This window comes from Paenibacillus sp. Root444D2 (genome assembly GCF_001426375.1).
Classification (GTDB): Bacteria; Bacillota; Bacilli; order Paenibacillales; family NBRC-103111; genus Paenibacillus_E.
Window position 1 is genome coordinate 264,096 of the sequence record NZ_LMEO01000050.1, and the last position, 15,537, is coordinate 279,632.

General features: G+C 44.8%; 9 protein-coding genes. All 9 read right to left on the reverse strand.

Annotation, left to right across the window (positions count from 1 at the left end; translation table 11 throughout):
* Window positions 1-62 precede the first annotated feature (62 nt).
* The 9 genes from ASD40_RS28760 to ASD40_RS28800 all read right to left on the reverse strand — a co-directional run bounded on the left by ASD40_RS28760 (window position 63) and on the right by ASD40_RS28800 (window position 15,537).
* Window positions 63-1,706: a putative bifunctional diguanylate cyclase/phosphodiesterase gene (locus ASD40_RS28760; protein ID WP_057306565.1), complete on the reverse strand. Its 1,644-nt coding sequence runs from the start codon at window positions 1,704-1,706 to the stop codon at window positions 63-65.
* A gap of 127 nt (window positions 1,707-1,833) precedes the next feature.
* Window positions 1,834-2,586 (reverse strand): amino acid ABC transporter ATP-binding protein, encoded by a 753-nt coding sequence (locus ASD40_RS28765; RefSeq protein ID WP_057306566.1) that lies wholly within the window; start codon window positions 2,584-2,586, stop codon window positions 1,834-1,836.
* Window positions 2,587-2,599: 13 nt separating this feature from the next.
* Entirely contained in the window at window positions 2,600-3,280 is a 681-nt protein-coding gene (locus ASD40_RS28770; RefSeq protein WP_057306567.1) for an amino acid ABC transporter permease, read from the reverse strand.
* A 12-nt stretch (window positions 3,281-3,292) separates the two neighbouring features.
* The gene (locus ASD40_RS28775) at window positions 3,293-4,075 is read right to left on the reverse strand and encodes an amino acid ABC transporter substrate-binding protein (protein ID WP_057306568.1); all 783 of its coding nucleotides are present in this window, start codon (window positions 4,073-4,075) and stop codon (window positions 3,293-3,295) included.
* A gap of 1,202 nt (window positions 4,076-5,277) precedes the next feature.
* The gene (locus ASD40_RS28780; protein ID WP_057306569.1) at window positions 5,278-5,724 is read right to left on the reverse strand and encodes a GNAT family N-acetyltransferase; all 447 of its coding nucleotides are present in this window, start codon (window positions 5,722-5,724) and stop codon (window positions 5,278-5,280) included.
* Window positions 5,725-5,891: 167 nt separating this feature from the next.
* On the reverse strand, window positions 5,892-12,236 hold the full coding sequence (locus ASD40_RS28785) for an OmpL47-type beta-barrel domain-containing protein (protein WP_057306570.1): 6,345 nt from the start codon (window positions 12,234-12,236) through the stop codon (window positions 5,892-5,894).
* Window positions 12,237-12,507: 271 nt separating this feature from the next.
* Window positions 12,508-13,509, reverse strand: coding sequence for a Gfo/Idh/MocA family protein (locus ASD40_RS28790; RefSeq protein WP_057306571.1), 1,002 nt, complete (start codon window positions 13,507-13,509; stop codon window positions 12,508-12,510).
* Window positions 13,510-13,532: 23 nt separating this feature from the next.
* Window positions 13,533-14,444: a Gfo/Idh/MocA family protein gene (locus ASD40_RS28795; protein ID WP_321166617.1), complete on the reverse strand. Its 912-nt coding sequence runs from the start codon at window positions 14,442-14,444 to the stop codon at window positions 13,533-13,535.
* Window positions 14,445-14,466: 22 nt separating this feature from the next.
* Complete coding sequence (locus tag ASD40_RS28800) at window positions 14,467-15,537, reverse strand: dihydrodipicolinate synthase family protein (RefSeq protein ID WP_057306572.1); 1,071 nt, start codon at window positions 15,535-15,537, stop codon at window positions 14,467-14,469.

Sequence of the window (15,537 nt, forward strand, 5' to 3'; positions counted from 1 at the left end):
ATATTCCTCTTTTAAAGCAAAAAAGATCAACATCACCAGCGCGTACACTGGACGTTGACCTCTCATCTCTTTGTAGCAACCACCTCTTTGGGTAATGAGGCAAGTTGGGCTGGCTTGTTGATATAATAACCTTGTACTCCCCAACAATTCATTTCCTTTAACATCCTATATTGTTCATATGTCTCGATGCCTTCTGCGATTACTTGCAGGTTCAGTGCATGGGCCATAGCTAAAATGGCTGAAATCAGAGAGACATTCATTTCGCAAATGAAAGACCTGTCAATCTTCAACTTATCTATCGGCAGCAAGGTTAACATGCTTAACGAGGAATAGCCGGTTCCAAAATCATCTAAGGCAATAGTAAAGCCTTCAGCACGCAATTTTCGCAACGTTTGTTGGACATCTTCCATCGAATGAATCGTTTGGCTTTCTGTTATTTCCAACTCTATCCTACGCGGGTCCACATGCTCTTCTTTCAATATTTGAAGCATTTGATCAACGAAAAGATGTTCGTTTAATTGAATCCTCGAAATGTTGACCGAAATTTTAAATTGAGGACCGTATACCGCTTTTAAAAGATGCCAATCCTTACAAGCTTGCCGGATAACCCAGTATCCAATCGGAATAATCAAACCAGTTTCTTCAGCGACCGGAATAAAGTCATTCGGCTGAATCATTCCCATTTCGGCAGAGTTCCATCTTAGCAGAGCCTCAGCTCCAATGAATTCCTCCCGAACCGGATTGTAAATAAGCTGATAAAGCAAATGCAATTCTTCTTTCTCAACCGCGCTTGAGAGAGCAATCTCATGAATGAAATTCTCAACGTGGTCGTATTTAGATGAAGCTTCGTAAATATGATATCTTTTTCTACCCGCCCCTTTGGCCTTATACAAGGCAATGTCCGCTTGTTTTAACAGGGTTTGGACGGTTTCATTATTCACACTTTGAGCCACACCAATACTTACACTTAACTTCAATGGATGATCATTTACTGTAAAGGGAGCCGCAAAAAGTTGATTAATTTGGTCGGCAGTCTCCTCTGCTGATCCAGATTCCCCCATTGCTACAACGACAAATTCATCCCCGCCTAATCGTACAAGTGTATACTCCGTACCAAATTTCTCAACAAGACGATTAGCGACCTCCACGAGTACGGTATCACCTACATCATGTCCGAAAATATCATTAATGTTTTTGAAATAGTCCAGATCAAGTAGATAAATGATTGCTGGATTATGCACATGCTCAAGCAGGAATCTTCGATTATATAGCTTGCTAAGATCGTCATGATAGGCGTAATGATAAAGCAAATTTTCGTGTTGTTTGCGCTCGGTAATATCACGAGTGACAGTAACGATGAACTCCATGTCACCGCTTTTATTAAAAATAGGTGTAAGTATACTTTCTCCGCTTAACATACCATTGGGCAGCACAACGCCATCCTCGTACTTAATGGTTCGTCTTTCTGTAACCACTCTCGTATATTTCTTATGTAAGTAATTCGCCATCTGGCTCGAGTTTGCATCAAAAAATGTTAGTCCAACAGCATCCATTGTAATTCCGCTAAAGTTCGTAGCAGCGCGATTTACATAATAGTATTTTATATCCGATCCATCAACACTCATGATGTAAACCGAGTCTTCCATATTATCCATCATGCTTAGGAGTGTCTTAACATCAAGTAATTTATTCGCAGGATTTATCATACAAACGACTCCTCTATACTCACAACAACCTTATAACTGTCTCTAAGTTGACTGGAATATAGCATTCGACAGAAAACTTCATTTTCCTTCCATACTTTCTTTTAAAGACTATCTTCACCTATTAATTTTAATCTGATTTCCGATTCACTTTTCTCAAAAATTGCAAGGTCCGTTCATTCGTTGAAGCATCAAAAATGTCGGCTGGTGTTCCTCTTTCCACAATCGCGCCTTGGTCCATAAAGACAACTTGGTCCGCTACTTCTTTGGCAAAGCCCATCTCATGTGTCACAATGACCATCGTCATGCCTTCAAAAGCTAGGTCCTTCATCACCTTTAGCACTTCGCCTACCAATTCCGGGTCAAGCGCGGACGTTGGTTCATCGAATAATAGTACCTCAGGATTCATCGCCATGGCCCGAGCAATCCCTACCCGTTGTTGTTGTCCGCCAGACAATTGATGAGGATAATGATCGGCACGATCACTAAGTCCAACCTTAGCTAAGATGGATAAAGCCTTATCCTTAGCAGTTTTCGAGGATTCTTTAAGGACAATAACAGGGCCTTCCATAATATTTTGCAAGACGGTTAGATGGGGAAATAAGTTATAGTTCTGGAACACCATACCCGTGTGTTTACGGATGGAACGGATGTCCGTCTTATTCAATTTGACTTCACCTGAGAATGTCATCGTCGCTTTGGCTATCGAGAGGGTCCCCTGATCTGGAAAGTCCAATAATTTCAGACATCTTAATAGGGTCGTTTTGCCGGAACCAGAAGGTCCGATGACAACGGTCGTGCTCCCTTTTTCAACATCCAAATCAATATGGTTCAAGACGTGGAGGTCATGAAAATGTTTATGTATACCTTCCATTCGAATCATGCTGGCCCCCCCTTTACTTGGCAATGTTTCGTTCATAGTGGATTTCAAGCTTGGATTGGAAATAGGAAAGAACGGTACTGAAAACTAAATAAACGAAGGCTACCTCGATATAAAGCCATAATGGCTCATAAGTAACAGCTGCAATCTGCTGCCCTTTCTGAAACATTTCCGTAACCGTAATCGTGGCGGCTAAAGAAGTGTCTTTGATTAAACTTATGAAAGAATTTCCTAATGGAGGAATAGCGACTCGCACAGCCTGGGGTAAAATGATGCGCCTCATCGCCTGCCATTTCGTCATATTGATCGAATAAGCGGCCTCACTTTGGCCTTTGGGAATCGACAATATCGCGGCGCGAATAATTTCGGAGCTGTAGGCTCCTTTATTTAACGTGAATCCGATAATAGCTGTCGGAAAAGGATCCAGCGTTATTCCCAAACTCGGAAAACCATAAAATAAAATAAACAACTGGACAAGCAATGGCGTGCCGCGGAAAACCCAAACATAGAATCTCGCTATCGTACGTAGAATGGCAAAATCCGATAATCGAGCAAGCGCCGTGATGAAAGCTAAGCTAAGTCCAAGTGCAAATGTGATTAAAGTAAGCGGAACTGTGTACGTAAGCCCCGCCTTTATAATAGGAAAGAAGGAATCGGACAGGATCCCTATAATTCGCTCTAGACGTTCATTTGTCATTAGGTTAGGTCCTTACTTCGTTACGTCTGCATTGAACCATTTTTGCGAAATTTGAACCAATGTACCGTCCGATTTCATGTCTGCCAAAGCTTTATTAACTTTACTGACTAAATCTGTGCTTCCTTTGCGGAATAAAAAGGCGTTACTGGTCGCGGATGGCTCCTCATACACCGTTTTGATCGGCAGCTCGGGACGCTGCTTTTTCAAATCCAAATAGGACAAACTATCGTTAAGCGTCGCATCGATCCTGCCCGAAGTCAGAAGATCGATCGCTTGATTAAAACCCTCCACAACTGTATTTACCGCACCGTGTTCTTCCGCTATTTTCCGATAATTACTATCGAGGGATTGTCCAACCTTCTTGCCTTTAAGGTCATCCAACGTCTTGATATTCGTATTATTGGCATGCACCACAAGAACAGCGCGAGAAACAATATAAGGCGTAGACATGTCGTACTTCTCCAAACGATCAGGGCGAACAGCTACTTCGTTGGCTACCATGTCATACCGCTTCGCATCGAGTCCTGCAATCATGCCATCCCACTTGGTTTCAACAAAACGCGGCGTCATGCCAATCCGTTTACATACCTCTTCTGCTGTCTCAACATCAAAACCTGTAAGCTTGCCAGCCTTATCATGAAAAGTGAAAGGTGCATAAGTACCTTCTGTGCCGATCGTAATTTCGGCTTTACTCGGTGAAGATGCAGACGGTGTTGCGTTTGGTTTAGTCGTACTACAGCCTATTGAAGTCAGGAGAACTGCCGTAACTGCTGTTGTTGCGAGTAATTTTTTCATCCTAATAACCCCCTGTGAAATAACCCTTTTTGAGATAAAGGTATTATTCCCCATGTGAAGGAATTTTAAGTAAAAAAATTGTTTTTGGGGGGGAAAAAGTAAACCAGTGAAAAGTGTAAGCCGAATCAGAATTAGTACGGATTCGTAGATTAACAAGCTACGAGCTGAAGCCCATCAGTAGAATCTGAAGGCCGGAACTCTGCTTCTCAGCCCCCCAAAATCTTCCCAACTCGAAAGAACGTGCTGTGCTACTCTATAGCATCGAACACGAGCATGGCCTTTCCCTGCTGGTTCAAGGAGTGATTTCTGATACATCCCTTTAAGAGTTTCTTGTGCTTTTCTTTGTCGGAACTGAAATTGTTTTTGAACATCGGCAGGTTTGATTGCTCTTCCTAATGCATGGGCAAAACGGATGATTTCTTTTTCCTAAATAATTCAGCTCTATTTCATGGTTAAATACATCTCCAAAGTGTCTGCCAATACATTGCTGGATTAATTGTTCACACATGCGAGGTCGGTTTTTTACGTCATCCTAAGAGAACCGAAAAATCTTCCAACCATCTATAATGAGGTGGTTTTGTCTGATTAATTGGTCGGAGAATTGAGAGCGACTAATATCAGTGAAATGGGGACCAAAGCCATCAATTTCAATCGCTAGTCTGAGAGAGTGGCGAAGGAAGGCGAAATCCAAAAAACGCGTACCGTCGCGAAAATCTTTGATTTCATATTCTGGATGCAAGTCTTGAAAATGTCCAAACGCGCCCACCAAATCTGCTCAAGAAAAAACTTCTCCGCATGTCCATGACCCTCTTTAAGTCGCTATTATTAAATACCACCTCCAGAAAATAAATAATCCGCTCCTCCAGACAGCTTACGCTGTACAGAAAAGCGGTGTGTGCTTCACAACCGTTTGATAATAATTTTATTCAATGATAGCATATCACACAAAATTTAACAATTACGCATTGAGGGGCTATTTTACTTTTCGTTCGTCTCGTTCGGCTAAAACCGTAGGCGCACCGGACTGACTGCTGAGAAGTCGATTTTCGGCTTCTCAGGCTCTGACGGCAAGCTTCGGCTCGCGTAACTCTCGCTGAAAGCGCGGTTTCCGCGCCTATTTGTTCGAGGGCGCCCTCATTTTCCCACAGTAAATGCAAAATAAGCCCCTCCGCCTAGTTCGAGCGGATCAGCGGCCAGATTACTCAGACGATGGAATAGTTAACCCACTCCCCTTGAACCCCACCCATTTTGTCAAAGAACTGTTGAGCTCGTATATTATCAGGAGCCGTTATCCAAGACATATACGCATATCCTTGATCCTTTGAATAACCTTGACATTCTAAAAACAGTTCTGATTCCACTTCTGTTCCTCTATATGGCTCAATGACATAAAGGTCGTTCATGATGGTAATTTTGTCTGCTTTCATCGTACTAAATGCGAAGTATAAGGTAGCAAAGCCGATTAACTTTCCATCTTGTTCTGCGACAAACTGTATTCCTACTTGTTTCTCTAAAAGGGTTTGAATCAACTTATGTATTTTCCCATCGGCTGGCCTAGGTTTCTGATAAAATCCAACGATGTATTCATACATTAATTCGGTCAAGTTTATTTCATCATCAGGTTCTGCGTCTCTTACGATAAGTGGCATTCATAATTCCCTCCATTCGATAATGAATAATTATACATAAATATGCATGTATATTCAATGTAATTATTGTACGTTATTCGAAATAAAAAAGAGAAGCCGCCACTATTGCGCGCTTCTCCACCAAAACTTTGATTGATTTAGGATGTACCTGTTAGCGGGACGTCCTTTTACATTTGGAATACTACCGTTGGGTTTGTTGTTATGTTATTTACAATTTCTTTGTACGTTCCCCCAAAGGTCATTCCGAAGGTATAAGAACCAGGCAATAACTCCTTGCTGATCTCCCCAGCCGATGTGTTGCCAATCGTCCGCCAGCCTCCCGCATAGTATTTCACGCTTCCGCTGTCCATCAGATTTCCTTGGCTGTCTTTCAATTGTACTTTGACCTTTATCGTTTGAAATACGACCACTGCGTCTGTTCCTATATCCTGTACTTTCTCCTTATACGCTCCCTCGTTAGTCATGCCGAAGGTATAAGAACCAGGCAATAGCTCCTTGCTGATCTCTCCGCCAGTCGTACTACCAAATATCAGCCAGCCTCCCGCATAGTACTTCACACTGCCGCTGTCCATCAGATTTCCTTGGCTGTCTTTCAATTGTACTTTGACCTTGACTGTCTGGAATATGACTATTGGATCAGTTCCGATATTCTGTACCTTTTCCTTATACGCTCCCTCGTTGGTCATGCCGAAGGTATAAGAACCAGTCAATAGCTCCTTGCTGATCTCTCCGCCAGTCGTACTACCAAACGTCAGCCAGCCTCCCGCATAGTATTTCACGCTGCCGCTGTCCATTAGATTTCCTTGACTGTCTTTCAGTTGCACCTTGACTTTTACCGTCTGGAATACAACAACCGCATCAGTTCCGGTATTTTGCACCTTCTCCTTATAGGTTCCCTCGTACGTAATGCCGAAGGTGTAGCTTTTGTCTGCTATGGATTTACTTACTCTGCCGCTAGCGTCTGTCACACCAAAATCCTTCCATCCTCCATCGTAGTATTTCACTATTCCGCCGCTGAGCGGATTGCCATTACTGTCTTTTAACTCCACCTTTACTGCAGTTGCGGCAAGCGAAAAACTAAGATTATGCGCAGACTCAACATTCCCCGCTTGATCCGTTGACTTATAGATCAAGGTATATTGACCTTTCTTATCCAACGTAACAGGTGATGTATATAGCTGAAATGTAGTCCCATTATCCAGACTGTATTCTGTTTTCATCACACTTGAATCAACATCCACTGCACTTAAACTTACTGTAACCGGCCCCGTATAAGCACCATTTGGTCCGTCCGGTTGTGCCGGGCTCAAACTGGCTGTTGTACTCGGAGCTATTTTATCAATGTTATTCACTGTGTAGCTGGTAACATTCGACGCATGGCCTACCGCATCTGTTCCTCTTGCAAAGATCATGCCATTTTCGGAAACGACTACTGGCGATGTGTACGCTGTCCATATGCCGCTAGCACCTACTTTGTATTCTCTCACCGCTGCATCAGCCGGATAGCTAATCGTTACAGTGACATCAGTGTTGGTCGGTGCCGTGATATCTGCAGAAATGATTGCATCTGCTGGTGGTTGCGCAACTTGACTTGATCTGTACGTCAGCGGGATCCTAAATGATGCACCGCTTGCAATATCATAGATAAATCCTTTGTTGAAATCATTCGAATCTTTATAGGACCGGACAAGCGTAATATCCCCAATGTCGAGCTTCAAGCGAGATCCTTCCATGACGGATACATTTTTGATGCGGTAAGACGCATAACGGACACCGTCGTTTTGAATGGTGATGCTCTTTCCGATCAAATCGGCAGGGGTGCCGAAAAGCCCGGACGCTTCGATAATAATCTCGTTATTAGGTGACAAATCCTTCGTAAAGTCAACGACTGTCCCGGTAACAGCTCCAACTCGATCCTGCCGGACTTCACTGTTCTTTCCGATATACGAGCCGTCGTGCAAATAGGTGCTCGCACTTCCATCCTCCTGCACCGAATATACGCCGAAAAAGCCTTTAAACTCCAAAGAGTATGCGGTATCAGGCAGTTCAACCGTGTAAGCTTTGCTTGTATCCAAGCTGCTAACCACATAATCGGTTCTGCCGTTTTTCAATTTTACACTTACTGCTCGAACCCCGCTGTCATCCACGGTCTGTCCGTTCAGCTTAACGATCAATGGCGTGATGGAGCTAATAAAGCGTTCTCCCTTATACGGCTCAATGATCGAAGTAAATAAACTATCGATGCTAGTGCCGCTGCGGTGAGCGACCAAATACCGGAGATCTTTCGGATTGCCAATCTTATTCTGCGGCGGCACTCCGTCGGCCAACGCTACATCATTAACACTGCCTAACATCGTCAATCTTAGGTGAACGTCTGTTGCTGCCCCGCTGCCTTGACCGTACATATTCCAAGTATCTTTCACATTCCAGTCGACACTGAATTTGTCCGCAGGAGACCCATCACGTTCCACATTTTTCAAATAGTGAAACCCGCTGCCCATATAGCCGACCCCTGCGATATCATCGACTCTTTGCCCGTAAGGTACGTCCGCTCCCGCATACGTCCCCGTTGCTTGCGGAACCAAGTTCAACCCTTCCGTCGCAACCGTCCCTTCTGCTCCATGGAAGCTAAAATAATGATCATTACCTCCCTTTACCCGAAACAGATCTATCGTATAGGAGTTCTTATCATCTGCCTTGATCATGGCCGTAGTCCGCTTATACAACGTCGTCTGCGGATATACCTTAGGGGCTTCCACATCAATGAGCTTCACCAAGTCCGTATCGTCAAAATGCTTAGCTTCCGCAGCCCATAGATTCGTGTTCTGTTTTCGCTTATCCACAATTACTGTGTTATGGCTGATTGTATTAACGACCCACTGCGCTCGATGCATATCGACGCTGTCAGCAAATTCGGGGTAGCCCAAATCTGGCGACAAATCGAGACCAAACGCGTGAAATCCAACGTTTAACGTGTCCGCATGACCGTGGCTTACGTTGCGTCCATAGAACATCCATTCATCCCGAAGCGTGTTATTCGCGTCCAAGCGGGCATCCCGCTGAGCACGCGCCTGTGCATTTAGAAGATTCAAAACTCGGACGTCCAGATTAAAGGCGCTGGATGACGGGTGCTTCCCGATACCCTCGAAGGAAATGGTATGCAGTCCTTGCGTAAGGTTCATCTGGCTGATGATCTCGTATGCATTCGTATCCGTCCCGTAAAAATCCAACTCTTTAACGGGTTGCCCATCGATGGAAATTCGATAAATGCCATTAGACTGCGCTTTTACGGGGAGTACATCCAACTCATATTCGTCTGTAGCTGGAACATTAAATTCAAAAGTTGCCGTCTCCCCGCTCTGGGCTGCCGCAAGCTGGATGGAACTGGAAGCATCAACAAACTTCGTCGGTACACTTTGTGCAGACACGTTCATGCCGCTAAAGCCAATCCTCGTTCCATAATCAACTTTCGGGTTATCACCGTCCCGCAGCGCAGCAAATCCATATCCACTCGAATTTACACTTTCCATATTCAGTGGACCTTTGACGTTAATTACCTCTTGAATTTGACTTGCGATCGCATTAGGATTGGTGGAAAATACGTCCTTATGAATCCCATCGGTCGTATTGTTATTCAGAAAATAGGTTAGCTGCGCATAAATCGGATCGCCGAACTTTTCAAACGCTTTGACGGAATCCGTCATTCGCTCAATGATAAATGGATTTCCGGTTCGACCCGTATCCCCGATATTTGCTGTAAATTTTTCACTCAAAATGAGCGTACTCATAGCGGAAAACATTTTTCTAAACTTCACGTTATTGTACAGATCGGCCTGCGGGTACAAATCGTAGCCCTCCAAAATATCGGCCGTCAACCGATGATTTACCAGCCACAAAGCATTGTAACCGGGTGAGCTTTCATTCCCATTCCCATCTCGGTCGACGTCCGAAACAAGTGAATTTAGAATATTTCCACCTGTTAAGCGAGTCGGATTGGCAAGAACTCCTCCTGTCTGAAAAATGAAATCCAGCCACTCTTTCGTTTCAGGCATCGTATCGTAGATAACAGCAGCCATGGCCAGAGCACTTTGATGCATGCCGTCATTGCCAAGTATTTGTGTCTTTTTTACTGCCGGAAATACTTGCTTAATGATACCGTCTTCGATATTCCGCCGAATGTTTGCTCCGGAATTTTTCGTATTTACCATTCGAAATTGCGTCGACTTCGCACTCAGAAATTGAACGGTTTCCGGGTCGTCGAGTGCCGGGAATAAAGCATCATAGGCACTAATAAACGACTTCACTAATTCAGTTTCCCAAATGCCGCCTAATACTTTACCATTGCCGACAGATTTGCCCGATGAATTTAGAAACACCGCTCTGTCAAACTTGCTTATATCCATTTCCGGATAAACATCCGCCACCCGATCTAGTAATATCGAACCGGCACGGCCATACTTGATGTCCCCCGTATATAAATAAGCATCGCGGAATGCATTCAGCGAACGCTGAATCAGAGAATCTCCCCCATACCATGACCAGTGGACATAGTAAGCGATGAATGTATAGCGTATTCCTTGCTCATTTACCCAGCCAAAGCCATCATCAACTCCCCAAGTGGGTCCCTTTTCAGGATAGAGCGTGTTTACAAGCAGACTTCGGTCCGCAAGCTCCGGTTGGAAGAGGCCATGTTCATCCAAACCGCTGCGGTAATAAGCTCCGAAGTCGTTCGTTGGAAACTTGTACCCGCTTGAAGGATCCACAATTTTCCATGGGTCGTTTAATGGATCGATACGATAAGGATAATTCCCGTATTTATCGATTTCCTTCCCGGTTATCGGACTTCCTAACGACTGATTAACGGCATAGCTGCGAGGAAGCTTTTGACTGGGAACCGCATTCCATAAGAAGTCCAATCCTTTAACCAGATATTTATCCGCGTTTGTAACCGCCGCATCCTTCAAGTTCTTCGCCCATTGCAGCTGCTGTATATTTTGTCGGGCGGCCGCGACCTTTTCCTGGCTGTATAGCGTCGTCCTCGTTTTACGATTCATCAATTCACCTGACCTAATGAATGTCGCGTTATCGAAATAAACGATTCCTCCTGCTGGCGGCGAGGTACCTAATCGCAAGCTAATATAGGCGGTCTCAGCCGGGAAAACACTCTTAAGCGTAATGGGCATCCAAGTGTTACTAGTCGAACCTGACTGGGACACCGATGAAAGGAAGACCTTGTCCGCATCCCATAATTCGACCTTCAGCTCAGCGGTCCCGGAGTTCGTGAATGCAAACACATTTGCCGTATATTCAACGCCGGGTGAAACGGGAATGAGATGACTTCGCAGTCCTGCCGACTGATCCACGGTATTGGTTATTTTAATGCTGCGGACTCCGTCGTAGGCCTTCTCGCTGGATACATCCACAGTGCCGTCGACCCCACGCCAATCACTTGGCTTGCCATTATCCAACAGCTCGAATCTGCCGTTATTCAAATAGGGACTTGGGTCTGGAGGGGCTTCACCGAATTTGGCATCGTCAAAATAAGTCGTACCGATGTTAGTAGCCCCCAGATACAATCTTATCGTGGCGTAAGCTGCTCCAACAGGCGCAGCACCGACCGCACGAATCGGCTTCCATTCATTCTGGGAAGTGCTACCCGCAATCACGTTCGTTAAATTTGTGTTATTGGCATCCCAAAACTCCAGAAAAATGGTAGATGAACCCGATTCATCATAGGCAAATACCTCCGCTTCGTACTTCCCTCCTACTGAAACTGGCATTTTCTGACTTCGGACTCCGATGCCAGCGGTTGCGCTCGTATCCACCATTTTTACACTGCGATCTCCCGAACGCTTCCGCTCCAGAGAAGACGTAATATTACCGCCGAAGATAGAATCCCAGTAGCGGGGCATTCCATCCATCGTACTCTCCATTCCGCCGTTCCTGAGTGGCGTGTTCGGATCCTTCACCAACTCCTGGAAATCTGCATCGTCAAAATAGGAGGTTCCGATGTTCGCTTGACCTGAATAGACTCTCAGGCTTGCATATACAGCTCCTGTCGGCGCCGTTTGACTGATACCGAGCTGCTTCCACTGATTTAAAGTATTATTCGTGGCCGTCGGAAAAAGGATGAGCGTGTTACTCGCATCCCAGAACTCCAAATAAAGAGACGAACTGCCCTGTACATTATATGAATACACGGAAGCCTCATAATCTTTGCCAGGCGTAACCGAGATCTTCTGACTGCGCAGACCCACAGATGCCGTGCTGCTATTGTCCGTTAACTGCACGCTGTATACTGCGCTATGTACGGTGTACGTTGAAGATGTCACTGTCCCGCTCATAACGGACCAGTTAAGAGGTTTTCCACCGGAAACCTGCTCGAATCCACTGTTAGGAAGAATCTGCAGCGAGTCCGCTTTTACCTTTCCAGGAAATACCGTAAATACCGAAATCACCATTAAAAAAGACAGGAAAACAGATAGAAACTGCGAACCTCTAATTCGACTCATTAATAATCCTTCCTTTCCAATCAAATTGGGTCAACCGCCCATAAATAAAGCGTTTTCATTTGGTGCTATCCTAAATTATAAAGTCCAGTGTGGCCTTAAAGATATACATTCAATTCAACAAAGTGTCTACAAATTCCAGAAAACAAAAGGGGTTATTTCCCAAGTCTGAGAAGACCTTGAAAACAACCCTTTTTATCAAGTTTTCATGCTATTATAAATCTGAAAGGGCAGGTCAACTGTTCATTTGACCTGCCCTTTCATTATCCAATTCTCATTCTCCGATTTCCTGAACAACAAACTGTTCCAAACCTGTTTCTGCAGAACGGTATACAGCCTCCAGTGCAGCTATGACGCCTCGCGCATACGCTGGAGAGCAGCTAGTTTCTGAATGGTCTCGTATGGCCGTGAGCAAGTCGGAATACTGCAATTCGAATGGAGCAGCCGTGTTTAATATTTCCAACTTCTCATACTGACCGCCCCTACTTATCCATAAGCTTTCACCGGTTACTAGTTTCAGCATACCACCCGTAAAAATGATCTCCGTTTCATTGCGGGATGCCCCTAAATAACCCGATTGAACAATCATCGCAGGAATCCCTGACGTAAGTTCCAGATAAATCATGCCGCTACCTTCTACATTGCCCCTGCTTCCATGATAACTCACAGATGATCTTAATTTACAAACCGTACGATCTGTCAGCCACTGAATTTTATCGATAGAGTGCGTACCCAAATTGGCGAGAATGCCACCGCCTGATTTCTCTTTTTCGAGAAACCACTGTGGACGCGAGTCTTGGAAGTAATTCGTATGTCTGACATCATGAATCATGACGAGCTTTCCTAATTCTTCACTTTGGATGATCCTTTTGGCCTCTATATTCTCAGCAATATAGTGCTGAGTATGTCCGACCAAAATGCGAATATCCGCTTTACGTCCAGCTTGGATGATCTCATCGCATTCCGATACGGACAAAGCCATAGGTTTCTCTAGCATCAAATGACATCCGTGTTCCGCTGCAAACACAGCTGTCTCTTTATGCAAATAGTGAGGCAATGCGATGACCACCACGTCCGGTCTTTCCTGTTTGATCATTTCCCGGTAATCGCCATAAGCCTTTATTTCAAAGAGCTGGGCGATTTCATTCGCTTTATCGAGATTGATATCTACAACCGCGCAAGCTGCAAATCCTGTCGTTGCTCGGATAGCATTAAAATGTTCTTTGGCTATAATACCCGCACCAAGCACCGCTACGCTTAATTCTGCTTTTTGCATGGCCGTTTCATCCTTTCCCGATTCTACAAATATACCTCTAAACCAGATTCACGACTTTCATTTGCCGCTTCCAAGAATCGCATGATCTGCACTGTCTCTTCCATCTCGATATCAGGTGTTCCTGTTATAAACATGCTCATAATTTTCTCCATTAAGCTGGCATAATACGGTTTTGGATGTCGATACACATCGATAAACTGTGTTTTGGTTTCCCTATGCAGAAGTGCGCCAAATTCTGAGTTGCCTTTGCGATTACCGCGAATTGTACCGATAATACCATTTTCCCAGACGCCGGTAATGAGATCATGCTCATCAGTTTTAACAGCCGAAACCTTCACACAACCTTTACCCAGCGTTTTAAAAAGCATCTCAACCGTATGCACGCCATACCAGTATAGCCCCGGCTGTGTAGGCTGCATAGCTAGCGGACCATAACAATCCATGCCGATAATGCTGCCGCTTTCAGATTTCAGTAACGCTTCCGTCAATTCCTCGGCATAACGAAGCGAAGAACAGCTCATCATTGGTATGCCATGCAACTGCGCCAATTCCACAATTGCTTTCGCATCGGAAGATGAAAGAGCCATTGGCTTATCGATGAAAACCGGTTTGCGATAAGCCGCGATGCGACGAAAAAGCTCGAGATGAACCCGCCCATCGACCGACACCATCAGAATAGCATCGCAACCATCAGCTACTTCCTCAGGCGTCTCGACGATTTTCACGCCATACTTGTCACGAACCTGCTCCGTAAACCCTGCAACTCGCGAATAACTCATTTCGAAGTCGGCTGAACCTCCTGGAAAAGCAACCGTCACTTCCCCGCCAGGCACATGATAAGCATGGTTCTTATCATTTAGTAATTGCGTAAAAACGGGAGCATGCGATGAATCGAGACCAATAATACCAATTCGAATCGGTTTCCCAGGCATCATCTGTAAATCCTCCCCTCCATAATCAATCTGCTAACCATTCGGATAAATGCTTCTTAACAAATTCATCGTCGTTCAAATTCGGATAATCCCGATAGACACGGTCAATTTCCTCCATTTGTCCGTTAGACAGCTCTTCTTCCGGATTTAAACACCAACGTCCTTCCAGAAGACCTTGTCTCCTAAGCACCTCATGAATCCCGGCTATACAGCCTGCAAACCCATTCGCTGTATCAAAAAATGCCGCATTGGAGTCCGTAACTTCTATATTGCGCGTTAACCAGTGGGAATTTAGACTTTCATCGTTTCTCACAAGTTTAATAGCCTCCAAAAGTTCAACAGCCTTTCGTGTCCAAACGGACCAATGACCCAACAAACCGCCGACAATTTTTTTCTCAACCTTGTTTCCTTTAACGACAAAATGGTAATTGGTCAGCAAATCATTCACAATATTATCATCATTGCCTGTATACAAAGCGATTTCATCTCTCCGCTCAGAATTACATACGGCACGCACCACATCGATCGTTTGATAACGGTTAAACGGCGCCATTTTGATACCAGCCACACCAGAGATATTCGCAAACTCTTTCCAGAAATCGTAGCTTAATACTCTTCCACCGACAGAAGGCTGCAGATAAAAGCCGAAAACTGGAATGATCTCCGCGATTCTTGCAATTCGCTTTAGTAAGTCCTTCTCTGTCCAACTCTGAAGTCCTCCCATGCTGACTAAACCGAGATCATATCCGAGACCCACTGCTGTTTCCGCTTCGTAAACGGCTTGTTCTGTTGGACCGCAGATACCAGCTATTTGAAGGAAGGGCTTGGTTAGCTTTGCATTCATTACTTCTTCGGATGCTAATCTTAACACCTTTTCGAAAAAATTATGCTCCTTATCCCTGATCTCAAACTGTGTCGTATGCACAGCAACTGCGATGCCGCCCGCACCCGAAGCCATGTAATAACGTGTCAGCGCTCTTTGCCTGCGTTCATCCAGCTCTCTTGCAGCGTTTAAAGCCAGCGGATGTGCGGGAATGACCAATCCCTCATGCAGCGCCTTGTTTTTTTCCGCACTAAGTGGTTTTATAAGGCTCAT

Coding starts and splice junctions, on each gene's coding strand:
- ASD40_RS28795 (WP_321166617.1), bottom strand. CDS start 14,444: ATGATGCCTGGGAAACCGATTCGAATTGGTATTATTGGTCTCGATTCA.
- ASD40_RS28785 (WP_057306570.1), bottom strand. CDS start 12,236: ATGAGTCGAATTAGAGGTTCGCAGTTTCTATCTGTTTTCCTGTCTTTT.
- ASD40_RS28765 (WP_057306566.1), bottom strand. CDS start 2,586: ATGATTCGAATGGAAGGTATACATAAACATTTTCATGACCTCCACGTC.
- ASD40_RS28790 (WP_057306571.1), bottom strand. CDS start 13,509: ATGCAAAAAGCAGAATTAAGCGTAGCGGTGCTTGGTGCGGGTATTATA.
- ASD40_RS28775 (WP_057306568.1), bottom strand. CDS start 4,075: ATGAAAAAATTACTCGCAACAACAGCAGTTACGGCAGTTCTCCTGACT.
- ASD40_RS28800 (WP_057306572.1), bottom strand. CDS start 15,537: ATGAGCCTTATAAAACCACTTAGTGCGGAAAAAAACAAGGCGCTGCAT.
- ASD40_RS28760 (WP_057306565.1), bottom strand. CDS start 1,706: ATGATAAATCCTGCGAATAAATTACTTGATGTTAAGACACTCCTAAGC.
- ASD40_RS28780 (WP_057306569.1), bottom strand. CDS start 5,724: ATGCCACTTATCGTAAGAGACGCAGAACCTGATGATGAAATAAACTTG.
- ASD40_RS28770 (WP_057306567.1), bottom strand. CDS start 3,280: ATGACAAATGAACGTCTAGAGCGAATTATAGGGATCCTGTCCGATTCC.